Below are 24,590 nucleotides of genomic sequence, written 5' to 3'. Positions count from 1 at the left end.
GCGCTCGGCGGGCGGGGCGTCAGCGCTCGGCGGGCGGGGTGTCAGCGCTCGGCGCGCTTGACCCGCAGCGCCGCGTTGACCGGCTCGGGCAGCAGCGCGGTGACGTCGCCGCCGAGCATGGCCACCTCCTTGGCGAGCGACGACGACACGAACGCATAGCGGGGATTGGTCGCGACGAAGAACGTGTCGACGCCGGCGACGTGCTTGTTCATCTGCGCCATCTGCAGCTCGTACTCGAAGTCGGTGCCCGAGCGCAGACCCTTCACGATGGCCGTGTAGCCGCGCGCCGTCACGAAGTCGACGACCAGTCCGCTGCCGCTCTCCACCCGCAGATTGGGCAGGTGCGACGTCGACTCGCGGATCAGGGCCATGCGCTCGTCGGGGCTGAACATGCCCGACTTGTTGGGGTTGACCAGGACCGCCACCACGACCTCGTCGAACTGGGCCGCCGCCCGCTCGAACACGTCGACGTGACCGAGCGTCACGGGATCGAACGAGCCTGGGCATACGGCGCCACTCATGGTCGAGCAGGTTACGCCACGGTCCTCACGGCCCGAACTCGCCGAACTCCAGCCGGGTGTCGCCGTAGCGGCGGTCGCGCCCCGGCGTCCAGCCGGCCGGCCAGGCCACCGGCGGCGCCGAATGGGGCCGCTCGATCACCGCGACCGCGCCCGCGGCCGGCCAGCCACCGTCGACGAGCGCACCGAGGACCGCCTCGACGTCGGCCGTCGACACGTCGTACGGCGGGTCGGCGAACACCAGGTCGACGCGACGATCGGCACCGGCGCTCACCACCGCGGCCACGCCGGCGCAACGCACCGTGGCACCCGTGACGCCAAGTGCCGCAACGTTTTCGGCGATGATCGCGGCCGCGCGCCGGTCGGACTCCACGAACAGCGCCGACGTCGCGCCCCGGGAGAGCGCCTCCAGCCCGAGCGCGCCGGACCCCGCGTAGAGATCCAGGACCGCGAGCCCGTCGAAGTCGACCCGGGCGGCCAGGACGTTGAACAGCGACTCCCGAACGCGGTCGGTGGTGGGCCGAGTTCCGCTGCGCGGCACCGATATTCGGCGACCGCCGCACCGACCGCCGACGATCCGGGTCAGGGCGACTCCCCGGTGGCAGGGCCGGCCCCCGCAGCCGAGATCACCGCCAGCAGGTCGCCGCCCTCTACCTGCGCGGTGTCGGCGACCGCGACGCGGGCGACGACGCCGTCCTTCGGCGCGGTGATCGCGGCCTCCATCTTCATGGCCTCGATGGTGGCGATGGTCTGTCCCGACTCGACCCGATCGCCTGCGGCGACGGAGACGGTCACCACGCCCGCGAACGGTGCGGCGACGTGATCGGGGTTCGTGCGGTCGGCCTTCTCCGCCGCGGGCACGGTGTCGGCGATGCTCTCGTCGCGCACGACCACCGGCCGCAGCTGCCCGTTCAGGATGCACATCACCGTGCGCAGGCCGCGCTCGTCGGGTTCGGAGATCGCCTCCAAGCCGATGATGAGGTCGACGCCCCGGTCGATCTGGACGCGGTGTTCGTCACCGCGGCGCAGCCCGTAGAAGAACTGGTTGGCCGACAGCCGCGACGTGTCGCCGTAGACCTCGCGGTGCGTCTCGAACTCCTTGGTGGGACCGGGGAACAGCAGGCGGTTGAGCGTGCGCTGCCGCTCGGTGCCCGCCGTGGCGAGCAGCGCCTCGTCCTCGGCACTGAGCTCAGCCACCGGTCTGGCGGCCGAACGTCCCTGCAATGCCTTGGTGCGCAACGGTTCCGGCCATCCGCCCGGTGGGTCGCCGAGCTCGCCCCGCAGGAACCCGACGACGGAGTCGGGGATGTCGAAGCGCGCCGGGTCGGCGGCGAACTCGTCGGCGGTGATCCCCGCACCGACGAGCGCCAGCGCGAGGTCGCCGACGACCTTGCTCGACGGCGTCACCTTGATGAGGTGGCCGAGGATCCGGTCGGCCCCGGCGTAGGCGTCCTCGACGTCCTCGAACCGGTTGCCCAACCCGAGCGCGATCGCCTGCTGGCGCAGATTCGACAGCTGCCCGCCGGGAATCTCGTGGGAGTAGACCCGGCCCGTCGGCGCGGGAGGTCCACTGGCCGCGACGTCGAACGGCGCGTACACCTTTCGCAACGCCTCCCAGTACGGCTCCAGATCGCAGACCGCCCGCAGCGACAGCCCCGTGTCGTACCCGGTGTGCGCGGCCGCGGCGACGATGGAGGACAGCGACGGCTGACTCGTCGTACCCGCCAGCGGGGCGGCCGCGCCGTCGACCGCGCTGGCACCGGCCTGCCACGCCGCGACGTAGGTGGCCAACTGTCCGCCGGGGGTGTCGTGGGTGTGCACGTGCACGGGCAGGTCGAAGCGACTGCGCAGGGCCGCGACCAGCGTGCTCGCCGCCGGCGCGCGCAGCAGTCCCGCCATGTCCTTGATCGCCAGCACGTGGGCGCCCGCGTCGACGATCTGCTCGGCCAGCTTGAGGTAGTAGTCCAGCGTGTAGAGCGTCTCGGCCGGATCGGACAGGTCACCGGTGTAGCTCATCGCCACCTCGGCCACCGCGGATCCCGTTGCGCGCACGGCGTCGATCGCCGGCCGCATCGACTCGACGTTGTTGAGCGCGTCGAAGATGCGGAACACGTCGATGCCGGTGGCCGTGGCCTGCTCGACGAAGGCATCGGTGACCGTCTCGGGATACGGGGTGTATCCGACGGTGTTTCGGCCCCGCAGCAGCATCTGCAGACAGATGTTGGGCACCATTTCGCGCAGCGCCGCCAGCCGCTCCCACGGATCCTCCTTGAGGAACCGCAGCGCCACGTCGTACGTCGCCCCGCCCCAGCATTCGAGGGACAGCAACTCGGGGGTCAGCCGCGCGATGTAGGGGGCGATGGTCACGAGCCCCGAGGTGCGCACCCTGGTCGCGAGCAGCGACTGGTGCGCGTCGCGGAAGGTGGTGTCGGTGACGGCGACCGCGGGCGAATCCCGCAGCCACGCCGCGAAACCCTCCGGGCCCAACTGGATCAGCCGCTGCCTGCTGCCGGGGGGTGGGACCGCGTCGAGGTCGACTTCGGGCAGCTTGTCCTGCGGGTAGACCCGGTCCCGGTCGCCGTAGGGCGTGTTGACGGTGACCTCGGCCAGGTAGTTGATGATCTTCGTGCCGCGGTCGGCCGACGCGTGCGCCGTCAGCAGCTGGGGTCGCTCGTCGATGAACGACGTCGTGACGCGACCGGCCCGGAAGTCGGGGTCGTCGACCACCGACAGCAGGAACGGGATGTTGGTGGACACCCCCCGGATGCGGAACTCGGCGAGTGCCCGCCGCGCGCGGGCCACCGCGATGGAGAAGTCGCGCCCGCGGCACGTCAGCTTCACCAGCATCGAGTCGAAGTGCGCGCCGATCTCCGCGCCGAGGTTCGTGCCGCCGTCCAGGCGGACTCCCGCCCCACCCGGTGAGCGGTAGCCGGTGATCCGTCCGGTGTCGGGTCGGAAGCCCTTGGCCGGGTCCTCGGTGGTGATCCGGCACTGCATGGCCGCGCCGCGGATCTGAATCGAATCCTGGCTCAGACCAAGGTCGTTCAGCGTCTCCCCCGCCGCGATGCGCAGCTGACTGGCCACCAGGTCGACGTCGGTGATCTCCTCGGTGACGGTGTGCTCCACCTGGATCCGCGGATTCATCTCGATGAAGACGTGGTGGCCGCGCTCGTCGAGCAGGAACTCCACGGTGCCCGCGCACGAGTACCCGATCTGGCGCGCGAAGGCGACCGCGTCGGCGCACATCCTGGCCCGCAAGTCCTCGGGCAGATTGGGAGCGGGCGCGAGCTCGATGACCTTCTGGTGCCGCCGCTGCACGCTGCAGTCCCGCTCGTAGAGGTGGATGACGTCGCCCTTGGCGTCGGCGAGGATCTGCACCTCGATGTGCCGCGGATTGAGCACGGCCTGTTCGAGATACACGCTGGCATCCCCGAACGCCGACTCCGCCTCGCGGCTGGCCGCCTCGATCGCTTCGGCCAGCGACCCGGGATCGGCGACGCGCCGCATGCCGCGCCCGCCGCCACCGGACACCGCCTTGACGAAGAGCGGAAAGCTCATCGCCTCCGACGCGGCGACCAGATCCTCGACCGACACCGACGGCTCCGAGGACGCCAGCACCGGCAGACCGGCCTCGCGCGCCGCCGCGATCGCCCTGGCCTTGTTCCCGGTGAGCTCCAGCACGTGCGCACCCGGCCCGACGAACGTGATGCCCGCCGCCTGGCACGCGGCCGCGAGTTCGGGGTTCTCCGAGAGGAATCCGTAGCCGGGGTACACCGCGTCGACGCCGGCGTCGCGCGCCACCCGGATGATCTCGTCGATCGACAGGTAGGACCGCACGGGATGGCCCGGCTCACCGATCTGGTAGGACTCGTCGGCCTTCAACCGGTGCGGGGAATTGCGGTCCTCGTAGGCATACACCGCCACCGTGGCGATGCCCAGCTCGTACGCCGCACGGAACGCGCGGATGGCTATCTCGCCGCGATTGGCGACCAGGAGTTTGGAGATCACGCGCTACCCTATCGCGCGTCGGTCGGGCTAGATCAGGGTCGACCAGTAGTTCCAGAACCGGACCAGGATCAGCAGGATCAGCCCGGTGAACCACAGCGCCACCAGCGACCAGCGCCACTGGTACAGCACCCGCGCAAAACCGTTGTGCGCCAACGGCCTCAGCGCGATCGACGTCACCACGACCAGCAGCGGAATGGTCACCGACCACACCACCATGCAGTAAGGACACAGCGCGCCGATGACGTAGAGGCTCTGATAGATCAACCAGTGCACGAAGACTGCGCCGAGCAGCGTGCCCACCGCCAGGCCGACCCAATACCATTGCGGCAGGCGCACTTTCGCGACCACCAGCACGCCGGTCACGACCACCACCGCGAACGCCGCGATCCCGATGAGCGGGTTGGGGAACCCGAACGCCGCCGCCTGCGGCGTCACCATCACCGAGCCGCACGACAGCACGGGGTTGATGCTGCAGGACGGCACGTAGGCGGGATTCTGTAGCAGCTTGATCTTCTCGATCGTCAGCGTGATGGCCGCGATCAGACCGATGGCGCCGGCGATCAGCACCCAGGCCGCGCTGGCGGGACGCACCGTCGGCGAGGGGGTGCGCTCGTCGCGTTCGAGGGAGGCCGTCTCCCCCGCCGCATCGACGGTCACGACGTCGGCGTCGGATTCGGGGCGAGCGCCGGGGCCTGCGCGCCGCCCTGGGCGGGCGGAACGGGGGCGGCGGGCGCCGCGGTCAGGCCGGGGACGTCACCGGTGATCGTCTTGATCTTGGCGATCAGGGCGTCCGGCGTCGTCGGCGTGTAGTCCTCGCCGTTGATGCGGATGGTGGGCGTCGCGTTGACGTTGCTGGCCGCGGCCAGGCCCTTCACGGTGTCCAGGTACTTGCCGCTGTTGACGCACTCGGGCACCGAGCCGACGACGCCGGCCTGCCGCGCGGTCTCGATGAGCTGGGCGTTGGTGGGGAACGTCGTGCCCGTCTCGCTGGGCTGCTGGGCGTACAGCGCGGCGTGGAACCGGCGGAAGACCTGCTTGTCGGGCGTCGTGTCCGCGTCCGCCACGCAGTAGGCGGCCGCACCGGCCCGCGACGAGTAGTCCTGGTTGGTCGGACGGTCGAGGATCGCGACCATGTTGTAGTCCGCGGCTATCGCACCGGTGTCGATGAGCTTGTTGATCGTGGGGCCGAACGTCTGCTCGAAGTTGCCGCAGACGGGGCACAGGAAGTCCTCGTACATCGACAGCACGGCCTTGGGCTCGGAGGTGCCCGGCTTGGTGATGACGTTGCTCGTCTCGGCGCGAATCGCCTTGCCCTGGCCCGCGGCGCCCGCGGTCTTGTCCTTGCCCGACGACACGATGTAGACGACGAGCACGACCGCGAAGATCACCACGATCGCCGTGAGCCCGACCTGAATGAGGATGTTGCGCCTGCGGTCCGCCGCCTTCAGGTCGTAGCTGGCGTTCTTCTTGGTTTTCGTGGCCACGGCACAAGGGTACCGGCGGCGTTCAGCGGCTCCCGGCGGCCCGGCTCAGGTGTGCCCGCAGGGCGGACACCATCTCCGCGGTGCCGGTGGCGCTGGCGCCGCCGAGCGGGAAGAAGTTGGCGAATCCGTGCACCAGCGGACCGAACTGCCGGTGGTCGACCGGGACGCCCGCCGCGGCGAGGGCGTCGGCGTACTGATTGCCTTCGTCGCGCAGCGGATCGAAGCCCCCCGTGAGCACCATCGCCGGCGGCAACCCGGAGAGGTCCTCGGCCAGCAGCGGTGAGATCCGCGGGTCGTCGAGCGCCAGTGGGGAGCCGGCCAGGTAGTTGTCCCTGAACCAGTCCATGTCGCGCTTGGTGAGGAAGAAGCCGTCGGCGAAGAGCGTCTTGGACCTGGTGTCGGCCGCGAAGTTGGTGGCCGGGTAGATGAGCAGCTGCAGGACCGGCAGGGGCACGCCGTCCTGGCGGGCCAGCTGGCACACGACCGCCGAGAGGTTGCCGCCCGCGCTGTCACCGCCGACCGCCACCCGCGCCGGGTCGGCGCCGAGCTCGCCGGCGTGCTCCAGCGCCCACCGGTAGGCCGCGTAGCAGTCGTCGATCGCCGCCGGCGCCGGATGCTCGGGGGCGAGCCGGTAGTCGATCGCCAGGACCTGGACCCCGGCGTCGCGGCAGATCAGGCGGCACAGGTCGTCGTGGGTGTCGAGATCGCCGACGACGAAGCCGCCGCCGTGGAAGAAGACCAGCAGCGCAGGGTCGCCCGACGTCCCGGAGACCGGCGTGTAGTGCCGGGCCGGGAGCGGGCCCGCGGGACCGGGGACCGACGTGTCCCGCACGCCGACGACGATGCCGGCGTCGATCATCGCCGACAGGGTGCGCAACTGCGTGCGGGCGACGTCGACGTCGTCGCTGGCGACCAGCCCGGAGATGCCGGCCGAACGTTGCGCGGTCAGCATGAACTGCAGTGTCGTGTCGAGCGTGTTGCCGTCGATTGTTACCGTGCGACGGCCGAGCAGGAGGCGCTTGACGGCGTCGGGCAGTCGCGGCAGCAGCCGCAGCATCACGCGGCTGGAGGCGTTGAGGACCGCCAGGCGGCGGGGGCTGGGCCGACCCACCTCGGCGTGCGGTACCGGTGCCGCGCCTGCCGGCGACGCTCCCTCGACTGGCAGACTCCTCGTCATGGCTTCTCCTTCGCACCCATCGGTTCCCTCGATTGCGCTGAACGACGGTCATTCCATACCGGCGATCGGCCTCGGCGTGTGGCAGACCCCGCCCGGTGACACCGAACGGGCGGTCGGCGCCGCGCTGGATGCAGGGTATCGGCACGTCGACACCGCGGCGGCGTATGGCAACGAAGCCGAGGTTGGCCACGCGCTATCGGCGGCGATGACCTCGGGCATCGCCCGCAACGACCTCTACGTCGTGACCAAGCTCTGGAACTCCGAGCAGGGCTACGACACGACACTGCGGGCGTTCGACGCCAGCATGGACAAGCTCGGGCTCGACTACCTCGACCTCTATCTCATCCACTGGCCGCTACCCGAGGTGAACGCCTTCGTCGACACCTTCCGGGCGTTCGCCCACCTGCGTGACCAGGGCCGCATTCGCTCCATTGGGGTGAGCAACTTCGAGCCCGAACACCTCGACGTGCTGATCGACGAGACGGGAATCGTGCCCGCGGTCAACCAGATCGAGCTGCACCCCCTGCTCCCCCAGCAGGAGTTGCGCGAGGTGCACGCCCGCCTCGGCATCGCGACCGAAGCCTGGAGCCCGCTGGGGCAGGGCTCGCTGCTGGAGAATCCCCGCGTCGTCGCGATCGGCGAGCACCACGGGAAGACGCCTGCACAGATCCTGATTAGGTGGCACGTCCAGCTCGGTAATATCGTCATCCCGAAATCGGTGAACCCGGAGAGAATTGCGAGCAACTTCGACGTGTTCGACTTCGAGCTCAGCGAGCAGGACCTGGCGTCCATCGCCGAGCTCGAGGACGGCACCCGGCTGGGTCCCGATCCACGCACGTTCAACTTCACAGGGTAGGTGACATGACTTCGGCGGCAAGGACTCCCAGTCCGATTCCAGCGGTGGGCCTCAACGACGAGAACAGCATTCCGTCGCTCGGGATCGGCGTGGGCGAGCTGTCGGACGCGGAGACCGAGCGCGCGGTAGCAACCGCACTCGAGATCGGCATCCGGCTGATCGACACCGCGTCCGCCTACGGCAACGAAGCGGCGGTCGGACGGGCCGTCGCGGCGTCGGGCATCCCCCGCGCGGAGATCTTCCTGACCACCAAGCTGGCCACCGCCGACCACGGCTTCCGCGCCGCGCAGGACGCCTGCCGGGTCAGCCTCGAACGGCTCGGCACCGACTACGTGGACGCCTACCTCATCCACTGGCCCGGCGGTGACCCCGGCGCCTACATGCACAGCTGGGGCGGCATGCTGAAGCTGCGCGAAGACGGCCTGGCCAAGTCGATCGGCGTATGCAACTTCTCGGCCGAGGACCTGTCGAACGTCATCGACCTGTCCTTCAGCGCGCCCGCCATCAACCAGATCGAGCTGCACCCGCTGCTCAATCAGTCCGAGCTGCGGGCGGCGAACGCCGAACATGACATCGTCACCGAGGCCTACGGTCCGCTGGGCGTCGGACGCCTGCTGGACAACCCGACGGTGACGTCGGTCGCCGCCGAGTACGGCAAGTCACCCGCTCAGGTGCTCATCCGCTGGAGCCTGCAACTCGGCAACGTGGTCATCCCGCGCTCGGCAACCCCGGAGCGCATCGTCGAGAACGCCGACGTGTTCGACTTCGAGCTGACGACCGCGCACATGGACGCGCTCAACGGCCTCGACGAGGGCACCCGCTTCCGGCCCGACCCCGCGACCTACACCGGCACCTAGCCCGTCGGGCAGGTGGCCGCGGCCGCGCGCAGCTTGGTCGCCGACCGCTCGTCGACCGGCAGCGCGTAACCCCGCAGCACGGCCGCGAACTGCACCGCGTACTGACACCAGAAGGCGTGGTTCGGCGGCATCCAGTTCGCCGGTTCCTTGTCACCCTTGTCTTGGTTGGCCCTGCCCTGCACCGCCAGCAGGTTGGCCGGATCGTTGGCGAAGCGCGTGCGCTCGTCGGCCGGCCAGGCGCGGGCGCCCAGGTCCCAGGCCAGCGCCAACGGCACGATGTGGTCGATCTGGACCGAGGCGCCGGTCTGGTTGCCCCTGGTGAAGTGGATGACGGCGTTGGTGTACGGGTCGTGCAGCGTGCCGGTGGCCACCGCCGTCGGGCATCTGGCGGTCGAGGTGAAGGTCTTGTCGACGAGGTCCCGGTTCAGGACGTCGTCGCGGGTGTCGCAGCCGTCGTGCCCGCCCGGCGCGGAGGTGTCGTCAGTCCAGGCGTCACCGAAGGCCGCGCGCCGGTAGTCGTGGTCGTGGATGCGTTCGGGTATCACCGCGATGCCCGCGAGGACGTCGGCGCCCACGGCCACGGTCGGCACCTCGGCTCCGGCGACGGCGGGGTCGCTGCGGTGGCGGTCGGAGGTGACCTGCACGGCGACCAGGATCGCGACGGCCACCGCCGCCACGGCGTAGACCGTCCGTCTCACGCCTTGTCCAGGTACTCGACGCGCTCGGTCTCGGCGAAGGGGGCGGCCAGCATGGCGATGCCGGGGTGACGGGCCAGCCGCGGGTCGGCCTCGTACACCGACTCGGCGAACGCACGGGCGGACTCGATGAGCTCGCGGTGCTCGTGCAGTGACAGCAGGCGCAACGTGATGGGCCTGCCGGACTGCGTCAGACCGAGCACGTCACCCTCGCGGCGCTCGGCGAGATCGAGGTCGGCGAGTTCGAAGCCGTCGAGGGTCGAGGCGACGGCCTTGAGCCGCGCGCCGGCCCGGGAGTCCTCGGGGAGGTTGGTGGCCAGCAGGCACAGGCTGGGGTGCTCGCCGCGGCCGATCCGCCCGCGCAGCTGGTGCAGCTGACTGATGCCGAAACGGTCAGCGTCGAGCACGACCATCACGGTCGCGTTGGGAACGTCGACGCCGACCTCGATGACCGTCGTGCACACCAGGACGTCGATGTCACCGGCGCGGAACGCCGACATGACGGCGTCCTTCTCGTCGCCGGAGAGCCGGCCGTGCATCAGGCCGAGGCGCAACCCCTTCAGTGGCCCCTGCCCGAGGCGCTCGTACTGCTCGACGACCGTCGTCACGGGTGGGCCCGGTTCGCGGCCCGCCTTCTTCCGCCCGGGTTCCTTGCCGTCGTCCTCGTCGATGCGCGAGGCGACGACGTAGGCCTGCCTGCCCGCGGTGACCTCTTCGACGATGCGCTGCCACGCACGCTGCAACCACGTCGGCCGCTGACCCACGAAGATGGTGTTGGTGGCGATCGGCTGCCTGCCGCGGGGCAGCTCCCGCAGCACCGAGGTCTCCAGGTCGCCGTAGACGGTCAGCGCGACCGTGCGCGGGATCGGCGTCGCCGTCATCACCAGCAGATGCGGGGTGACGTCGCCAACGGCCTTGGCGCGCAAGCGATCCCGCTGCTCGACCCCGAAGCGGTGCTGCTCGTCGACGACGACCATCCCCAGGTTGTGGAACTCGACGGCGTCCTGCAGCAGCGCATGGGTGCCGATGACGATGCCCGCGTGACCGCTGGCGACCTGCTCGCGGACCTGACGCTTGCGCTGTGCCGTCATGGATCCGGTGAGCAGTGCGACCCCGATCGCGCCGTCCGCCCCGCCGAGTTCACCGGCCATGGCCAGTGGACCGAGGACGCTGCGGATCGACCGTTCGTGTTGGGCGGCAAGCACTTCCGTCGGCGCCAGCAGTGCGCACTGGTACCCCGCGTCGACCATCTGGGCCATCGCCAGCACCGAGACGATCGTCTTGCCCGAACCCACCTCGCCCTGCAGCATGCGGTGCATCGGCTTGGTCTCGGCGAGCTCGGCGGTCACGACCTCCAGCACGGCGCGCTGACCGGCCGTCAGCTCGAAGGGCAGCTGACGCGCGACCGCGGCGGCCACCCCGTCGTCCCGCGAGGGTGCGGGCGGACCCGTCTCGCTGAGCGCCCCGTGCCTGCGCTCCACCAGCGCCCACTGCAGGCCCACCGCCTCGTCGAAGGCGAGGCGCTCCCGTGCGCGCTCCCTGTCCTCCGGCTTCTCGGCGAGGTGGATCGCCCGCAGCGCCTCGTCCTCGGACATCAGATGACGTTGGCGCACCACGGATTCGGGCAGCGGATCCTCGATGGGGTCCAGGACGGCGAGCACCTGGCGCACGCACGCGTAGAGGTCCCAGCTCTGAACCTTGGCCGACGCCGGGTAGATCGGGAAGTAGTCGCGCTGAAAACCCTCCAGGGACAGCGCGCCATCCGGCTCCCGCGACGTCTCGGCGATCTTGGCCAGCGACTTGCTGCCCTTGCCCTCCCCGGCACCCTCGAGGACGAGGAACGCAGGATGCGTCAGCTGCATGGTGCCGTTGAAGAATCCGACCTCGCCGGAGAGCATCAGCCGCGTCTTGGGAACCAGGATGTTCTTGGTCCATCTCGCGTTGAAGAACGTGGCCGTCACCTTGGGCTTGCTGTTCTTCAGGGTGATGACGAGGAACTCGCGCTTGGGCTGGCGGTTGGTCCACCGGACGTCGGCCTTGGCGATGACGTCGACGAACGTGACGTGCTCACCCTCCTCGGGGGGCTCCCACCCGTCCTCGAGCACCGACATGCCCTGGCTGTAGCGGCGCGGGTAGTGCCGCAGCAGGTCGTCGACGGTGAGGATGCCGAAGTGCTCCTCGAGGGCGTCGGCCGCCTTCGCGCCCACGACGCGGTCGAGCCGATCGGTGAGTGCGACGCTCATGTCGCTCCGCCACTTCCCCTGCGCCGCATGGCTATTCCACTCCGATCAGCAGCGCATCGCCGTGATGGCCGGTGTGATAGGTGACCAACTCCACGCCCAGATGGCGGCGGTGCACGTGATCGCGTAGCGCGGCCCCCACCCCCGATTCGACGCCGGCGCCCGTCAGCACCGTGACGAGTTCGCCCCCCGACCCCAGCAGCAGGTCGATCAGACCGGCGCCCGCGGCCGTCACGTCCCCGCCCACGATCAGCACCTCGTCACCGGAGATGCCGAGCCCGTCGCCGGGCAGGCACGTACCCGCCCACGTCAGTGCCTCCTCGGTGGCCACCCGCACGGACCCGTGCCTGGCCCCGGCCGCGGCCCTGGCCATGGTGTATCCGTCGTCGACGGCCTGCCTGCCCGCGTCGTGCACGGCCAGCGCCGCCAGGCCCTGGACCATCGAGTCCGCCGGCAGGGGCACGACGTCGATGCCCCACCCGATCGCGGCCGTGCATCCGGCGACCAGCTCCTCGGCGGCGACGAAACCGTTGGGCAGCACCATGATCTGCGCGGCGGCCGCGTCGACGAGTGCGGCCAGCAGATGCTGTGCGCTGATCGCGGCGTCGGCATCGCGGAGCAGGACGTGCGCGCCCTCCCCCTCGAACAGCTCCTTGGCGCCGTCGCCCTCCACGATCGCCAGCACGGCGCGGTCCCTGGTCCACCGGCCCGCCGCAGACCCACCCGCACCGGTCAGCGCGGTGATCTGGATGCGGCTCGGCGTGCCGACGTCGAGCGCCGCCTCGACCGCGCCGCCCGCGTCGTCGCTGTGCACGTGCACGGAGTACCTGCCCGCCACGCCGGACGCGGCGATCGTCACCGAGTCGCCGAGCTCGTCGAGCCGTGACCGCAGTAGGTCCAGGGCCTCGGGGGCGCAGCCGTCGAGGAGGTACATCACCTCGAAGCGGGGTGGCGCGAACACCGCCACGTCGGTCGGCGGGGCGGTGACGTCGGCGGGCTCGTAGGCGACGCGGTGCGGGGCATGCCCGGTGAGGGTGGCCGTCAGCGCGTCGAGCAGCACCAGCAGTCCGCGCCCGCCGGCGTCGACCACGCCCGCCTCGGCCAGCACGCCGAGCTGCTGGGGGGTCTTCTCCAGGGCGATGACCGCGGCGTCGGCGGCCGCGGTGGCGACGTCGGCGACGTCCGCGCGGTCGGCGGCGCCGTGTTCGGCGGCGTCCGCCGCGGCCGCGAGCACCGAGACGATGGTGCCCGGCGCGGTCTCGCTGACCGAGGCGTCGGCGAGCACGACGGCGTGGCGCAGCGCGGCGGCCAGCAGCGCTCCGTCGACGTCGCTCAGCTCGCCGGCGCGTTCCTCGGCTCCCCCTTCGACGACGTCGGCGAGGCCGCGCAGGATCTGGGACAGGATGATCCCGGAGTTGCCGCGGGCCCCCTGCAGGGCGCCTTCGGCGAGGGCGGCGACGACACCGGTCACGTCCGCGCCGGGCTCGGCGTCGGCCCTGGCCGCCGCGGCCCGCATGGTGAACAGCATGTTGGTGCCGGTGTCGGCGTCGGCGACGGGAAACACGTTGAGCCGGTTGATCTCGTCGGTCGTGGCGATGAGGCGCGTGACCGCCTCGCGCGCCCAGTCCCGCAGGGCGGTGGCGTCGAGTCGGCGTGCGGACATGCCCAAACCGCCTCTCCTTCGACCCAACGCGGCCTCGTTCGCGTCAGCCTAGCCACTGTGCCCGACAGCGGGCCGTGCCGTCGGCGGCCGTCCACGAGGTGCCGCCGTTTTGGCGATCGCCGGGGCTGTCGGTATCCTGGTCAGGTTGTTGGGTCACCCGCGTCGGCGGTCGCTGGCCCCCAGATACCGATCAAGGAGTTCACATGGCTGCGGTGTGCGATGTCTGCGGGAAGGGCCCCGGCTTCGGCAAGTCGGTGTCGCACTCCCATCGCCGGACGAACCGCCGGTGGGATCCGAACATCCAGACCGTGCACGCCGTGAGCCGCCCGGGTGGCAACAAGAAGCGCATCAACGCGTGCACGTCGTGCATCAAGGCGGGCAAGGTCGTTCGCGGCTGATCGCCGCTCACCCGCACGACTGCTGGAGCGCGAGTCTGCTGGGAGATCGCATTCCCGCTAGTGGATGCGATCTGTCAGCAGACTCGGCCTATCAGGACAGGCGCCAGTCGATCGGCTCGGCGCCCATCGTCGTCAGCAATTCGTTGACGCGGCTGAAGGGCCGCGAGCCGAAGAACCCCCGCGACGCGGACAGCGGCGACGGGTGCACCGATTCGATGGTCGCGCAGTTCGCGGCGTTCAGCATGGGCTTGAGCGTCTGCGCGTCACGCCCCCACAGCACCGCCACCAACGGCTGCGGCCGGGCCGCCAGCGCCCGGATCGCGCACTCGGTGACCGCCTCCCACCCCTTGCCGCGATGTGAGGCCGGCGTTCCGGCCCTGACGGTCAGCACCCTATTGAGCAGCATCACCCCGCGCTGCGCCCACGGCGTCAGGTCACCGTTCGGCGGCGCGGGATACCCGAGATCCTGGGCGTACTCCCGGTAGATGTTCTCCAGGCTGCGCGGCAGCGGACGCACGTCGGGAGCGACCGAGAAGCTGAGCCCCACCGCGTGCCCCGGCGTCGGGTAGGGGTCCTGCCCGACGATCAGCACCCGCACGCCGTCGAACGGAAAGGTGAACGCGCGCAGCACGTTCTGGCCCTGGGGTAGGTAGCCGCGGCCCTCCGCCAGTTCGGTCCTGAGGAATTCGCCCATCTGGGCAACCTGGTCGGCAACCGGCTGCAGCGCATCGGCCCAGCCGTTCTCGACGAGCTCTGAGAGCGGGCGTGCAGTCACGGGACGCCAACCTATCGTGCGTCGGTCCCCGACTCGTGGGCGGCGCGCCCGGGTCCGTGCGATCGTCGACTCAGTAGGATTGCCAGCCCGTGTCGCCCGCGGGCACCGCGCCGTCGACCAGGACGCGCGACGGTCCGTCGACCACGACGCCGATCCGCCGCCACCCGTCGGGAATCTCCGCAGGGAACGTCGCGACCAGGGCGTGGTCCTCCCCGCCGCCGAGCACCAGTGCCCACGGGTCCCCGCCCGTGGCGGCCGCCGCGGCGACGACCGCATCGTGGTCAGCGCCCAGCAGGGCGCGCGACAGGTCGATCCCGACGTGCGAGGCGTCCGCGACGTGCCCGAGGTCGGCGAGCAGACCGTCGGAGACGTCGGTCATCGCGGTGGCGCCCGCCTCGGCCGCGGCCCGGCCCTGGCCGTAGGGCACCGACGGCACCAAATGCCGCTCCCGCAGCTCGTCATGTCCGCGAATCTCGTTGCGCCACAACCAGTATCCCGCGGCCGACCGGCCGAGGTCACCGACGACCGCGACGACGTCCCCCGGTCGCGCGCCGGCGACGGTCACCGGCGGCAGGCCCGCGAGGTCGCCCAGCGCGGTCACCGAGACCACCCACTGCGGCGCGGCCACCAGATCGCCCCCGACGATCGTCGCGCCGAATCGCGCGGCCTCGTCCCACATCCCGTCCGACAGCCGCGCCACGTCGTCGGCGGGCGTCGTGCCGGGCGCGCCGAACGCCACGACGAAGGCCGTCGCCGTCGCTCCCATGGCCTCCACGTCGGCGGCGTTCTGCGCGATCGCCTTTCGGCCGACGTCATGGGGGGTCGACCAGTCGAGTCGAAAGTGTCTGCCCTCGACCAGCATGTCGGTCGACACGACGGTCCGGCCGTCGGCGGCGGTGAGCACGGCCGCGTCGTCACCGGGTCCGACGAGCACGGTCGCGGGATGTCGACGGCCGACGACGAGCCGGTCGATGACGGCGAACTCGCCGAGCTCGGCGAGCGTCCTCGCACGCTCCTCGTCGGCCATGTCACCCCTGAACTCTCGTGTCCTGAACAGCGGCGCGACCTGCGGTAGGTTTGGTCCCCTGCGGCGTGGAGTCTATGCAGCCGAAACGGAGGACAGCGCGAGTGGTCGAGGCGTTCATGCTGATTCAGACCGAAGTGGGCCGCGCCGAGGTGGTCGCGAAGCAGTTGGCGGCGCTCCCCGGCGTCGTGTCCGCGGAGTACGTCACGGGTCCCTACGACGTCGTGGTCCGCATCGAGGCGGACACCATGGCACTGCTCGAATCCACCGTGGTCCCCAGTGTGCAGCAGGTCACCGGCATCACCCGCACGCTGACCTGCCCGATTGCGAACGGGTCGCCCTCCTAGAGTGCAAGGGGTGACCGACCCCATCCCCGACGATGCCAGCACCGATGGACGCGACGGCCCGCCGCGGGCCGTCCTGATCGCCGCGATCGTGGTCGCCGTCGGTGCGGTCGTCGCGATCCTGGTGGTGGCGGCGACCAGGGAGGCGACGCCGGCACCGCAGCCCGTGGCAATCGCCGCCGCCCCCGCGCCGAAGGCGCAGGACCCGTCGTGTCAGCGGCTGATGCAGGCGCTGCCCGATTCACTCGGTGACTACCATCGCGCCGCCGCCGTCGCGCCGGTCCCCCCGGGCGCCGCGGCATGGCAGGCCGGAGCCGGCGAGGATCCCGTCATCCTGCGGTGCGGACTGGACCGCCCCGACGACTTCGTGACGAGCTCGCCCCTGCAGGGCGTGGACGACGTGCAGTGGTTCCGCATCCCCGGAGACGGCCGCACGACGTGGGTGGCGGTCGACCGGCCGGTGTACGTCGCGCTGACCCTGCCCGACGGGTCGGGTCCCGATCCCATCCAGTTGATCTCCCGCGCGCTGTCGCAGACGATGCCGGCGACTCCGCTGGACCCGGGACCGATCCGCTAGCGCAGGCCGGTCCCCCGCGCCATCGCGGTGTCGACCATGGCGGCCAGCAGCGTCGGATAGTCCATTCCGCTGGCCGCCCACATCCGCGGGTACATCGAGATGGTCGTGAACCCGGGCATGGTGTTGATCTCGTTGATGACCGGGCCGTCCTCGGTGAGGAAGAAGTCGACGCGGGCCAGACCCTGACAATCGATGGCGCGAAACGCACGGATCGCCAAATCCCTTATCACATCGGCGATCTCGTCGTCGACCTTGGCCGGGACGTCGAGCTCGGCGGCGTCCTCCAGGTACTTGGTGGCGAAGTCGTAGAAGCCGTCCTCGCGGCCGCGCACGCCCGCCACGCGGATCTCGCCGACCGTGCTGGCCTCGACCCTGCCGTCCGCCAGTTCCAGCACGCCGCACTCCAATTCGCGCCCCGGCACGGCCGCCTCGACGATGACCTTGGGGTCGTGCGTGCGCGCATAGGCGATGGCCGCGTCGAGGTCGGCCCAGTCCGTCACGCGGCTGACGCCGATCGAGGAACCCCCGCGCGCGGGTTTGACGAATACCGGCAACCCGAGCCGCTCCCGGTCGTCGAGGTCGACGGTCGTGACGCCGGCCCGCAGCACCACCTGGTCACCGATGGGCAGTCCCTCCGCGGCGAGCAGTTTCTTGGTGAACTCCTTGTCCATGCCCGCGGCGCTGGCCAACACACCCGCGCCGACGTAGGGCACACCGGCCAGCTCGAGCAGCCCCTGGATGGTGCCGTCCTCGCCGTAGGGTCCGTGCAGCACGGGAAAGACGACGTCGACGGCGGCCAGGACGCCGCCCGCACCCTCGCCCAACGACAGCAACTCCCCGCGGCGACGCGGGTCGGCGGTCAGCGCCAGCGCGGTTCCGGAAGCGCCGGAGACCTCGGGCAGCCGGCCGTCGGTGATCGCGAGCGTCTCGGGTCTGCCGTCGGTCAGCACCCAGGACCCGTCGGGGGTGATGCCCACGGCGACCACCTCGAAGCGTTCCGGGTCCAGGTTGCGGAGGATGCTGCCCGCGGAGACGCAGGAGATGGCGTGCTCGCTGCTGCGACCGCCATAGACGACGGCCACGCGCGTCCGGACCCGGGCCTCGGGGCCGCGGCCGGGCTCTTCGGAGACGGTCACAACCTAGAGAGGCTACCGTCCGCGGCGGCCCGTCGGTCAGCCGAGCGCCGTGGCGACGTCGCTGACCAGGTCGTCGGTGTCCTCGATGCCCAGCGACATCCGGGCGAATCCGGCCGGCACCGGGTCGCCCCAGCGTGCCCGGCGGTCCAGCGACGTGTGGATGCCGCCGAAGCTGGTGGCGGCGACCAGCAGGTTGCTGCGCGCGACGAGTCGGTGCACGGCGTCGGCGTCGGCGAGTTCGAAGGACACCAGACCGCCGAAGCGCTTCATCTGGTGGCACGCCACCTGGTGCGCGGGGTCGTCCGGCAAACCGGGATAGCGGACCGAACGCACGACGGGGTGCTCGCGCAGCATCAGCGCCATCGCCATGGCGTTGTGGCACTGCCGCTCGACGCGCAGACCGGCGCTGCCGAGGCTGCGCAGCGCGAGCCAGGCCTCGAAGGGACCGAGGATCGCGCCCGCCAGCAGCCGTTCCCGTTCGACGGCGGCCATGTGCTCGGGATGGTTGCCCGCGACGTACCCGGCGAGCAGGTCACCGTGGCCCGACAGCGCCTTCGTCGCGCTGGCCACCACCAGGTCGGCGCCGAGTGAAAGTGGTTGCTGCCCAAGCGGTGTCGACGCGGTGTTGTCGACGACGAGCGTCGCGCCGCGGCTGCGGCACGTCATCGCCAGCCGGTGCAGGTCGACGACGTCGAGGGTCGGGTTGATCGGCGTCTCGGCCAGGACGACGTCCGCGGAGCCGGCCGCCTCGCACATGTCGGCCGCACTCACCTCGCGCACGTCGACGCCGAGGGGGGCCAGGTATTCGGCGGCGTAGCGCCGAACCTGGTAGTAGCCGTCGGCGGGCACGACGAGCGCCGTGCCGGGTCCGGCGAGCACGCGCAGCACCGCGGTGATGGCGGCCATGCCGGACCCGAACGACAGTGCGGTGGTGGCCCCCTCCAGTGCCGCCAGCGCCGACTCGAGTTGGCGCCAGGTCGGATTCGAGCTGCGGCCGTAGGAGTCCAGCGGTTCGGACTCGTCGGCCGACAGGTGGTAGGCCGACACCGGCACCGGCGGCGAGGCGATCGGTTGGCCTGGAACGTGTTCGGAGGCAACGGCTTTGACGCTGCGGGTGGAGTCGCCGTACTGTCCGGTCATCGCGTCACTCCGGTTTCGTGGTGCGCCCGAGGAGCAGCGCGACGGCATCGTGGACCGACAGGCCCCGGTGGCACACGCGGTGCACGGCGTCGGTGAGCGGCATCTCCACGTCGTAGCTCTCGGCGAGCGCGAGCACCGACTGGCACGACGCGACGCCCTCCGCGACGTGGCCGGCCGCCTCGCGCAACGCCGATTCCATGGTCCCCCCGCGGCCCAGCCGCTCACCGAAGGCCCGGTTGCGCGACCGCGGCGACGTACACGTGGCGACCAGATCCCCGACGCCGGCCAGACCGGCGAGCGTAGAACTCTTGGCGCCCAAAGCGATTCCCAACCGCATGATCTCGGCCAGACCCCGGGTGATGATGGCCGCCGACGTGTTCTCCCCCAACCCGACACCGGCGGCCATGCCGCAGGCCAGGGCGATGACGTTCTTGCACGCACCGCCGATCTCCGCACCGACCACGTCGGAGTTGGTATAGGGCCGGAAGTATCGGGTGGAGAAGGCGCGCTGAAGCGTCACGGCCCGACCCGAGTCCGTGCACGCGACCACCGTCGCCGCAGGCTGCTCGTCGAGGATCTCGGTGGCCAGGTTGGGTCCGGTGACCACGGCGACCCGCGCCGGGTCGGCCCCGGTCACCTGCACGATCACCTGGCTCATCCGCATCAGCGAATCCAACTCGATGCCCTTGGCGACGCTGACCAGCGTCGCGTCGTGACCGATCGCCGCGCGCCACGGTTGGAGATTGCCGCGCAACGTCTGCGACGGCACCGCCAACAGCACGGTGCAGGCGCCGTCGAGTGCCGTCTCGGCGTCGCCGGTGGCCCGGATCGAGGCGGGCAGCGCGACGTCGCCGATGTAGCGGGTGTTGCGGTGGGTGTGATTGATCTCCTCGGCCAGCTCCGCGCGCCGCGACCACAGCGTGACGTCGTTGCCCGCGTCGGCGAGCACCTTCGCCAGCGCGGTTCCCCACGCACCGGCGCCCATGACCGCAGCCTTCACCACGGGAACAAATCTAGCCTGATCCGCGCTGCTGGCAGGATGGCGGCCATGAGCGGCGAGCGCACCACAGCCCCGGGAGCCTCGGGGAGCTCCGCGGCGCCCGCGGGCGAGGGCGATGTCGGGTTGATCATCGCGGTGAAGCGGCTGAGCGCGGCCAAGACGCGGCTCACCCCGGCGTTCGAGCCGGAGAGCCGCGAGGCCGTCGTCCTCGCGATGCTCGTCGACACCATCACCGCCGCCTCGTCGGTGATCGCGGTGCGGACGATCACCGTCGTCACCCCGGACGCCGTGGCGGCCGAGGCCGTGCGCGAACTCGGCGCGCGGGTCCACGTCGACCCCACCCCGGCGGATCACCCCGATCCGCTGAACAACGCGATCGCGGTGACCGAGGCCGCCATCCGGGCCGATACGCCCAACGTCGGCGTCCTGCAAGGTGATCTGCCCGCGCTGCAGCCGCGCGAGCTCGCGGAGGCCATCGCCAGGGCGCGCCGCCACCGGCGCAGCTTCGTCAGCGACCGGCATGGCACGGGAACGTCGGCCCTGTTCGCCTTCGGCGTCCCGCTGGCACCGTCGTTCGGTACGAATTCCGCTGGCCGACACCGGGATTCGGGTGCGGTCGAGCTGACGGGCGCGTGGCCGGGGTTGCGCTGTGACATCGACACCCCCGACGACCTGGCGACCGCCCTCGGCCTCGGCGTCGGGGCCGTCACCAAGAACACCGTGGGCGGCACCTAGCACGCGGGACCGCCCATGGGGGATGATCGTCTGCGTGACCGAAGCCGAGACACGACCTGCTGATACGGACTGGGCGTCGGACGGCACGCCCGAGGCGCCACCGGCCACGACCGCAGGCACGGCCCCGCTCTCGGGGTCCGAGGCACTGCCCGACGATCGCTATCTCAACCGCGAACTGAGCTGGCTGGACTTCAACGCCAGGGTGCTGGCACTGGCCGCCGACCCGTCGCTGGCACTGTTGGAGCGGGCCAAGTTCCTCGCGATCTTCGCGTCCAACCTCGACGAGTTCTACATGGTCAGGGTGGCGGGGCTGAAACGTCGTGACGAGATGGGTCTTTCGGTGCGTTCGGCCGACGGCCTCTCACCGCGCGAACAGCTGCGTCGCATCGGTGAGCGCACCCAGCAGATCGCGAGCAGGCACGCCAGGGTGTTCATGGAGGACGTGCGCCCCGCGCTGGCGGAGGAGGGCATCATCGTCGTGACGTGGGCCCAGCTCGACGACGACGAACGGGAACGGCTCTCCGCCTACTTCCAGGAGCAGGTGTTCCCGGTGCTGACACCGCTCGCCGTCGACCCCGCCCACCCGTTCCCGTTCGTCAGTGGGCTGAGCCTCAACCTGGCGGTCACGGTGAAGCAACCCGAGGACGGCACGCAGCACTTCGCCCGCATCAAGGTGCCCGACAACGTCGACCGGTTCGTCGAGCTCGGGCCGCGCGAGGGCGGTGCCGCAATTCGGTTCCTGCCCATGGAGGAATTGATCGCCGCGTTCCTCTCGGTGCTGTTCCCCGGTCTGGAAATCGTGGAGCACCACGCCTTCCGCATCACGCGCAACGCCGACTTCGAGGTCGAAGAGGACCGCGACGAGGATCTGCTCCAAGCCCTGGAACGCGAATTGGCCCGGCGCCGCTTCGGATCTCCGGTGCGCCTCGAGGTCGCCGACGACATGACCGAGAACATGCTCGAACTCCTCCTGCGCGAACTCGACGTGCACCCCGGTGACGTGATCCAGGTGCCCGGCCTGCTCGACATGTCCTCGCTGTGGCAGATCTACGGCGTCGACCGGCCCGATCTGAAGGACCCGCCGTTCGTCCCGGCCACCCCACCGGCGTTCGGTGAACGGGAGACCCCGAAGAGCATCTTCTCCACGCTGCGCGACGGTGACGTCCTCGTCCATCACCCGTACGACTCGTTCTCCACGACGGTGCAACGCTTCATCGAGCAGGCCGCGGCCGACCCGAACGTGCTCGCGATCAAGCAGACGCTGTACCGCACGTCGGGTGACTCGCCGATCGTCAGCGCGCTGATCGACGCCGCCGAGGCGGGCAAGCAGGTCGTCGCCCTGGTGGAGATCAAGGCCCGCTTCGACGAGCAGGCCAACATCAAGTGGGCACGCGCGCTGGAGCAGGCGGGCGTCCACGTCGTTTACGGGCTCATCGGACTCAAGACCCATTGCAAGACATGCCTCGTCGTGCGTCGCGAGGGATCCGCCATCCGGCGCTACTGCCACATCGGCACCGGCAACTACAACCCCAAGACCTCGCGCCTCTACGAGGACGTCGGCCTGCTGACGGCCTCCCCCGACATCGGCGCCGACCTCACCGACCTGTTCAACTCGCTCACCGGCTACTCGCGCAAGATGTCCTACCGCAACCTGCTGGTGGCGCCCTACGGCGTCCGCAGGGGCATCGTCGAACGCATCGAGCGCGAGATCGCCGCCCACCGCGACGGCGCCGACGCACGGATTCGTCTGAAGGCCAACGCCTTGGTCGACGAACAGGTGATCGACGCGCTGTACCGCGCCTCGCAGGCCGGTGTGCGCGTCGAGGTGGTCGTCCGCGGGATCTGCGCGCTACGCCCCGGCGCGCCCGGCTTCTCGGAGAACGTCACCGTGCGGTCGATACTCGGTCGTTTCCTGGAGCATTCGCGAATCATTCACTTCCGCGCCATCGACGAGTTCTGGATCGGGAGTGCCGACATGATGCATCGTAATCTCGACCGTCGCGTCGAGGTGATGGCACAGGTCAAGGATCCACGGCTGACCGACCAGCTGAACGACGTGTTCGAATCGGCCCTGGATCCCACGACCCGGTGCTGGGAGCTCGGTCCCGACGGTCACTGGACTGCGTCGCCACAGGAAGGTGAGACCGTGCGCGACCACCAGGTGTCGCTGATGGAACGTCACCGGCATCCGTGACGGTCGGCTCGCGCCGGCCGTATTGACCTGCAGGAGTTGACGTGCCGAAGAGAGACGCGGCCAGGATCGTCCCGGCGGCGGGCGCCGTGCTGTGGCGTCCCGCCGACCATTCCGCCACGCCGGACGCCCCGCCCCTGGTGGCGGTCGTGCACCGGCCGCGCTACGACGACTGGTCGCTTCCCAAGGGCAAGGTCGACCCCGGCGAGACCGAGCCGGTGACCGCGGTGCGCGAAGTCCTCGAAGAGACCGGCTACGCATCGGAATTGGGCCGCCGGCTCGCCGCGGTGAGCTATCCGATCGACGCCGGCGTCAAGCACGTGCGCTACTGGGTCGCCCGCACCCTCGGCGGCGAGTTCGTCCCCAACGACGAGGTCGACGAACTGCTGTGGCTCCCGGCGAAGGACGCCCTGAAGCGACTCCAGTACCCGCACGACCGGAAGGTGCTGCGGCGCTTCGCCAAACACCCCGCCGACACCAGGACGGTGCTGATCGTGCGCCACGGCACCGCGGGCAGCAAGGCCCGATACAAGGGCGACGACCGCAAGCGCCCACTCGACAAGCACGGCCGGGCCCAGGCGGAGTCGCTGGTGGGACAGCTCCTGGCGTTCGGGGCCACCGAGGTGCACGCCGCCCCGCGCGTCCGGTGTCAGCAGACCGTCGGCCCGCTGGCCGAGGAGTTGGGAGTGCCGATCCTGGACGAGCCGACCCTCACCGAGGAGGCCTACGCCGCCGGTCACGGAGCGGCGCGCAAACGGGTCCTCGAGATCGCCGCGGGCGACGGCACCCCCGCAATCTGCTCGCAGGGCAAGGTGATTCCCGACCTGATCGCGTGGTGGTGCGACCGCGACGGCGTCCGACCCGACAAGTCGCGCAACCGCAAGGGCAGCACGTGGGTCATGTCCCTGGCCGGTGGGCGGCTGATCGCCGCCGACCACATCGGCAGCCCGCTCGCCGCCGACCACCAGTAGTCACCCCGACACGAAGACACGCCGCGGACCCGATGGGTCCACGGCGTGCCTTGTACCGGAACTGATCCCGGCGACGGTTACTTGCGGCCGCGCTTGACGGGGGCCTTCTTGGCCGGCGCCTTGGTCGCGGTGGTCTTCTTGGCCGGAGTGGCCTTGGTGGCGGTGGTCTTCTTGGCCGGGGTCGCCTTGGTGGCGGTGGTCTTCTTGGCCGGGGTCGCCTTGGTGGCGGTGGTCTTCTTGGCCGGCGCCTTGGTGGCGGTGGTCTTCTTGGCCGGCGCCTTGGTGGCCGTGGTCTTCTTGGCCGGCGCCTTGGTCGCGGTGGTCTTCTTGGCCGGGGTCGCCGTGGTCTTCTTGGCCGGCGCCTTGGTCGCGGTGGTCTTCTTGGCCGGGGCGGCGGTCGTCTTCTTGGCCGGGGCCTTGGTGGCAGCCTTCTTCACTGCCTTCTTGGCCGCGGTCTTCTTGGCCGGGGTTGCGGTGGCGCCACGCTTCACGGCGGGACCTTCCGATGGGAGACGCTGTGCGCCAGACACAACCGCCTTGAATTGAGCCCCTGGACGGAATGCCGGGACTGATGTCGGCTTGACCTTCACGGTCTCGCCGGTGCGCGGGTTGCGCGCCACACGGGCGGCTCGGCGGCGCTGCTCGAACACGCCGAAGCCGGTGATGGTGACGCTGTCGCCCTTGTGGACGGCACGCACGATGGTGTCGACGACGTTCTCCACGGCGGCGGTCGCCTGCCGACGATCGGTGCCCAACTTGTCCGTGAGGACGTCGATGAGCTCTGCCTTGTTCATGCAAAAC

23 protein-coding genes are annotated in these 24,590 nt (G+C 70.6%); 8 read left to right on the top strand and 15 right to left on the bottom strand.

The features are described from left to right. Window positions 1–41 precede the first annotated feature (41 nt). From coaD to G6N60_RS10500, 6 genes are read right to left on the bottom strand one after another with little or no spacing between them, the layout of a single operon-like run. Entirely contained in the window at window positions 42–521 is a 480-nt protein-coding gene (gene coaD, locus G6N60_RS10525; protein WP_163736298.1) for a pantetheine-phosphate adenylyltransferase, read from the bottom strand. A 25-nt stretch (window positions 522–546) separates the two neighbouring features. After that, window positions 547–1,104: a 16S rRNA (guanine(966)-N(2))-methyltransferase RsmD gene (rsmD, locus tag G6N60_RS10520; protein ID WP_163743764.1), complete on the bottom strand. Its 558-nt coding sequence runs from the start codon at window positions 1,102–1,104 to the stop codon at window positions 547–549. Next, window positions 1,101–4,526 (bottom strand): pyruvate carboxylase, encoded by a 3,426-nt coding sequence (locus G6N60_RS10515; protein WP_163736295.1) that lies wholly within the window; start codon window positions 4,524–4,526, stop codon window positions 1,101–1,103. Before G6N60_RS10515 ends, rsmD begins: the two co-directional genes overlap by 4 nt. A gap of 27 nt (window positions 4,527–4,553) precedes the next feature. Beyond that, window positions 4,554–5,183: a vitamin K epoxide reductase family protein gene (locus G6N60_RS10510; protein ID WP_163736292.1), complete on the bottom strand. Its 630-nt coding sequence runs from the start codon at window positions 5,181–5,183 to the stop codon at window positions 4,554–4,556. Beyond that, on the bottom strand, window positions 5,180–6,010 hold the full coding sequence (locus G6N60_RS10505; RefSeq protein WP_163736289.1) for a DsbA family protein: 831 nt from the start codon (window positions 6,008–6,010) through the stop codon (window positions 5,180–5,182). The genes G6N60_RS10510 and G6N60_RS10505 overlap by 4 nt, the downstream gene beginning before the upstream one ends. Before the next feature lie 22 nt (window positions 6,011–6,032). Beyond that, complete coding sequence (locus G6N60_RS10500) at window positions 6,033–7,187, bottom strand: alpha/beta hydrolase (RefSeq protein ID WP_163736285.1); 1,155 nt, start codon at window positions 7,185–7,187, stop codon at window positions 6,033–6,035. On the opposite strand from G6N60_RS10500, the gene G6N60_RS10495 reads away from it, so the two are divergent. Together G6N60_RS10495 and G6N60_RS10490 are read left to right on the top strand one after the other, a co-directional pair. After that, the gene (locus G6N60_RS10495; protein ID WP_163736282.1) at window positions 7,186–8,043 is read left to right on the top strand and encodes an aldo/keto reductase; all 858 of its coding nucleotides are present in this window, start codon (window positions 7,186–7,188) and stop codon (window positions 8,041–8,043) included. The genes G6N60_RS10500 and G6N60_RS10495 overlap by 2 nt on opposite strands. Window positions 8,044–8,048: 5 nt before the next feature. Beyond that, window positions 8,049–8,900, top strand: coding sequence for an aldo/keto reductase (locus G6N60_RS10490; RefSeq protein ID WP_163736279.1), 852 nt, complete (start codon window positions 8,049–8,051; stop codon window positions 8,898–8,900). Here G6N60_RS10490 and G6N60_RS10485 read toward each other — a convergent pair. Genes G6N60_RS10485 through G6N60_RS10475 form a run of 3 tightly spaced genes read right to left on the bottom strand, consistent with a single transcriptional unit; the run spans window position 8,897 to window position 13,498 of the window. Further along, the gene (locus G6N60_RS10485; RefSeq protein WP_163736276.1) at window positions 8,897–9,598 is read right to left on the bottom strand and encodes an HNH endonuclease family protein; all 702 of its coding nucleotides are present in this window, start codon (window positions 9,596–9,598) and stop codon (window positions 8,897–8,899) included. The two genes, G6N60_RS10490 and G6N60_RS10485, sit on opposite strands and share 4 nt — an antisense overlap. Continuing rightward, on the bottom strand, window positions 9,595–11,838 hold the full coding sequence (gene recG, locus G6N60_RS10480) for an ATP-dependent DNA helicase RecG (RefSeq protein WP_163736273.1): 2,244 nt from the start codon (window positions 11,836–11,838) through the stop codon (window positions 9,595–9,597). Before recG ends, G6N60_RS10485 begins: the two co-directional genes overlap by 4 nt. Window positions 11,839–11,869: 31 nt before the next feature. After that, entirely contained in the window at window positions 11,870–13,498 is a 1,629-nt protein-coding gene (locus tag G6N60_RS10475) for a fatty acid kinase ATP-binding subunit FakA (RefSeq protein ID WP_163736270.1), read from the bottom strand. Between the two features lie 203 nt (window positions 13,499–13,701). Here G6N60_RS10475 and rpmB point away from each other — a divergent pair, with 203 nt between their 5' ends. Further along, on the top strand, window positions 13,702–13,896 hold the full coding sequence (rpmB, locus tag G6N60_RS10470; protein ID WP_163736267.1) for a 50S ribosomal protein L28: 195 nt from the start codon (window positions 13,702–13,704) through the stop codon (window positions 13,894–13,896). Window positions 13,897–13,987: 91 nt separating this feature from the next. On the opposite strand, the gene G6N60_RS10465 is transcribed toward rpmB, so the two are convergent. Further along, window positions 13,988–14,671, bottom strand: coding sequence for a uracil-DNA glycosylase (locus G6N60_RS10465; RefSeq protein ID WP_163736264.1), 684 nt, complete (start codon window positions 14,669–14,671; stop codon window positions 13,988–13,990). A 70-nt stretch (window positions 14,672–14,741) separates the two neighbouring features. After that, window positions 14,742–15,698 carry a thiamine-phosphate kinase gene (locus G6N60_RS10460; RefSeq protein ID WP_163736262.1) on the bottom strand — a complete coding sequence of 319 codons (957 nt, stop codon included), beginning with the start codon at window positions 15,696–15,698 and terminating at the stop codon, window positions 14,742–14,744. 101 nt (window positions 15,699–15,799) lie between these two features. On the opposite strand from G6N60_RS10460, the gene G6N60_RS10455 reads away from it, so the two are divergent. Both G6N60_RS10455 and G6N60_RS10450 read left to right on the top strand, forming a co-directional pair. Then, window positions 15,800–16,042, top strand: coding sequence for an Lrp/AsnC family transcriptional regulator (locus tag G6N60_RS10455; RefSeq protein WP_163736259.1), 243 nt, complete (start codon window positions 15,800–15,802; stop codon window positions 16,040–16,042). Window positions 16,043–16,052: 10 nt separating this feature from the next. After that, complete coding sequence (locus G6N60_RS10450; protein ID WP_246240542.1) at window positions 16,053–16,616, top strand: DUF3515 domain-containing protein; 564 nt, start codon at window positions 16,053–16,055, stop codon at window positions 16,614–16,616. On the opposite strand, the gene G6N60_RS10445 is transcribed toward G6N60_RS10450, so the two are convergent. The 3 genes from G6N60_RS10445 to G6N60_RS10435 are packed head-to-tail and all read right to left on the bottom strand — an operon-like array spanning window position 16,613 to window position 19,895. Next, complete coding sequence (locus G6N60_RS10445) at window positions 16,613–17,752, bottom strand: D-alanine--D-alanine ligase family protein (RefSeq protein WP_163736253.1); 1,140 nt, start codon at window positions 17,750–17,752, stop codon at window positions 16,613–16,615. The two genes, G6N60_RS10450 and G6N60_RS10445, sit on opposite strands and share 4 nt — an antisense overlap. Window positions 17,753–17,788: 36 nt before the next feature. Continuing rightward, window positions 17,789–18,892 (bottom strand): cystathionine gamma-lyase, encoded by a 1,104-nt coding sequence (locus G6N60_RS10440; protein WP_163736251.1) that lies wholly within the window; start codon window positions 18,890–18,892, stop codon window positions 17,789–17,791. A gap of 4 nt (window positions 18,893–18,896) precedes the next feature. Further along, window positions 18,897–19,895 carry an NAD(P)H-dependent glycerol-3-phosphate dehydrogenase gene (locus G6N60_RS10435; protein ID WP_163736249.1) on the bottom strand — a complete coding sequence of 333 codons (999 nt, stop codon included), beginning with the start codon at window positions 19,893–19,895 and terminating at the stop codon, window positions 18,897–18,899. Between the two features lie 45 nt (window positions 19,896–19,940). Between G6N60_RS10435 and cofC the strand changes: the two genes are divergently transcribed. From cofC to mutT1, 3 genes are read left to right on the top strand one after another with little or no spacing between them, the layout of a single operon-like run. After that, on the top strand, window positions 19,941–20,627 hold the full coding sequence (cofC, locus tag G6N60_RS10430) for a 2-phospho-L-lactate guanylyltransferase (protein WP_163736246.1): 687 nt from the start codon (window positions 19,941–19,943) through the stop codon (window positions 20,625–20,627). A gap of 34 nt (window positions 20,628–20,661) precedes the next feature. Then, complete coding sequence (locus G6N60_RS10425) at window positions 20,662–22,821, top strand: RNA degradosome polyphosphate kinase (RefSeq protein WP_372510925.1); 2,160 nt, start codon at window positions 20,662–20,664, stop codon at window positions 22,819–22,821. A gap of 41 nt (window positions 22,822–22,862) precedes the next feature. After that, entirely contained in the window at window positions 22,863–23,789 is a 927-nt protein-coding gene (mutT1, locus tag G6N60_RS10420; protein WP_163736240.1) for an 8-oxo-(d)GTP phosphatase MutT1, read from the top strand. 77 nt (window positions 23,790–23,866) lie between these two features. Here the strand turns inward: mutT1 and G6N60_RS10415 are convergent, their stop codons facing one another. Then, window positions 23,867–24,583: an HU family DNA-binding protein gene (locus G6N60_RS10415; protein ID WP_163736237.1), complete on the bottom strand. Its 717-nt coding sequence runs from the start codon at window positions 24,581–24,583 to the stop codon at window positions 23,867–23,869. Window positions 24,584–24,590: the final 7 nt, after the last annotated feature.

The sequence above is a fragment of the Mycolicibacterium madagascariense genome (assembly GCF_010729665.1).
Taxonomy (GTDB): Bacteria; Actinomycetota; Actinomycetes; order Mycobacteriales; family Mycobacteriaceae; genus Mycobacterium; species Mycobacterium madagascariense.
The sequence above is the reverse complement of the archived record's forward strand: the minus strand, read 5'-3'. Positions and strand labels throughout refer to the sequence as shown.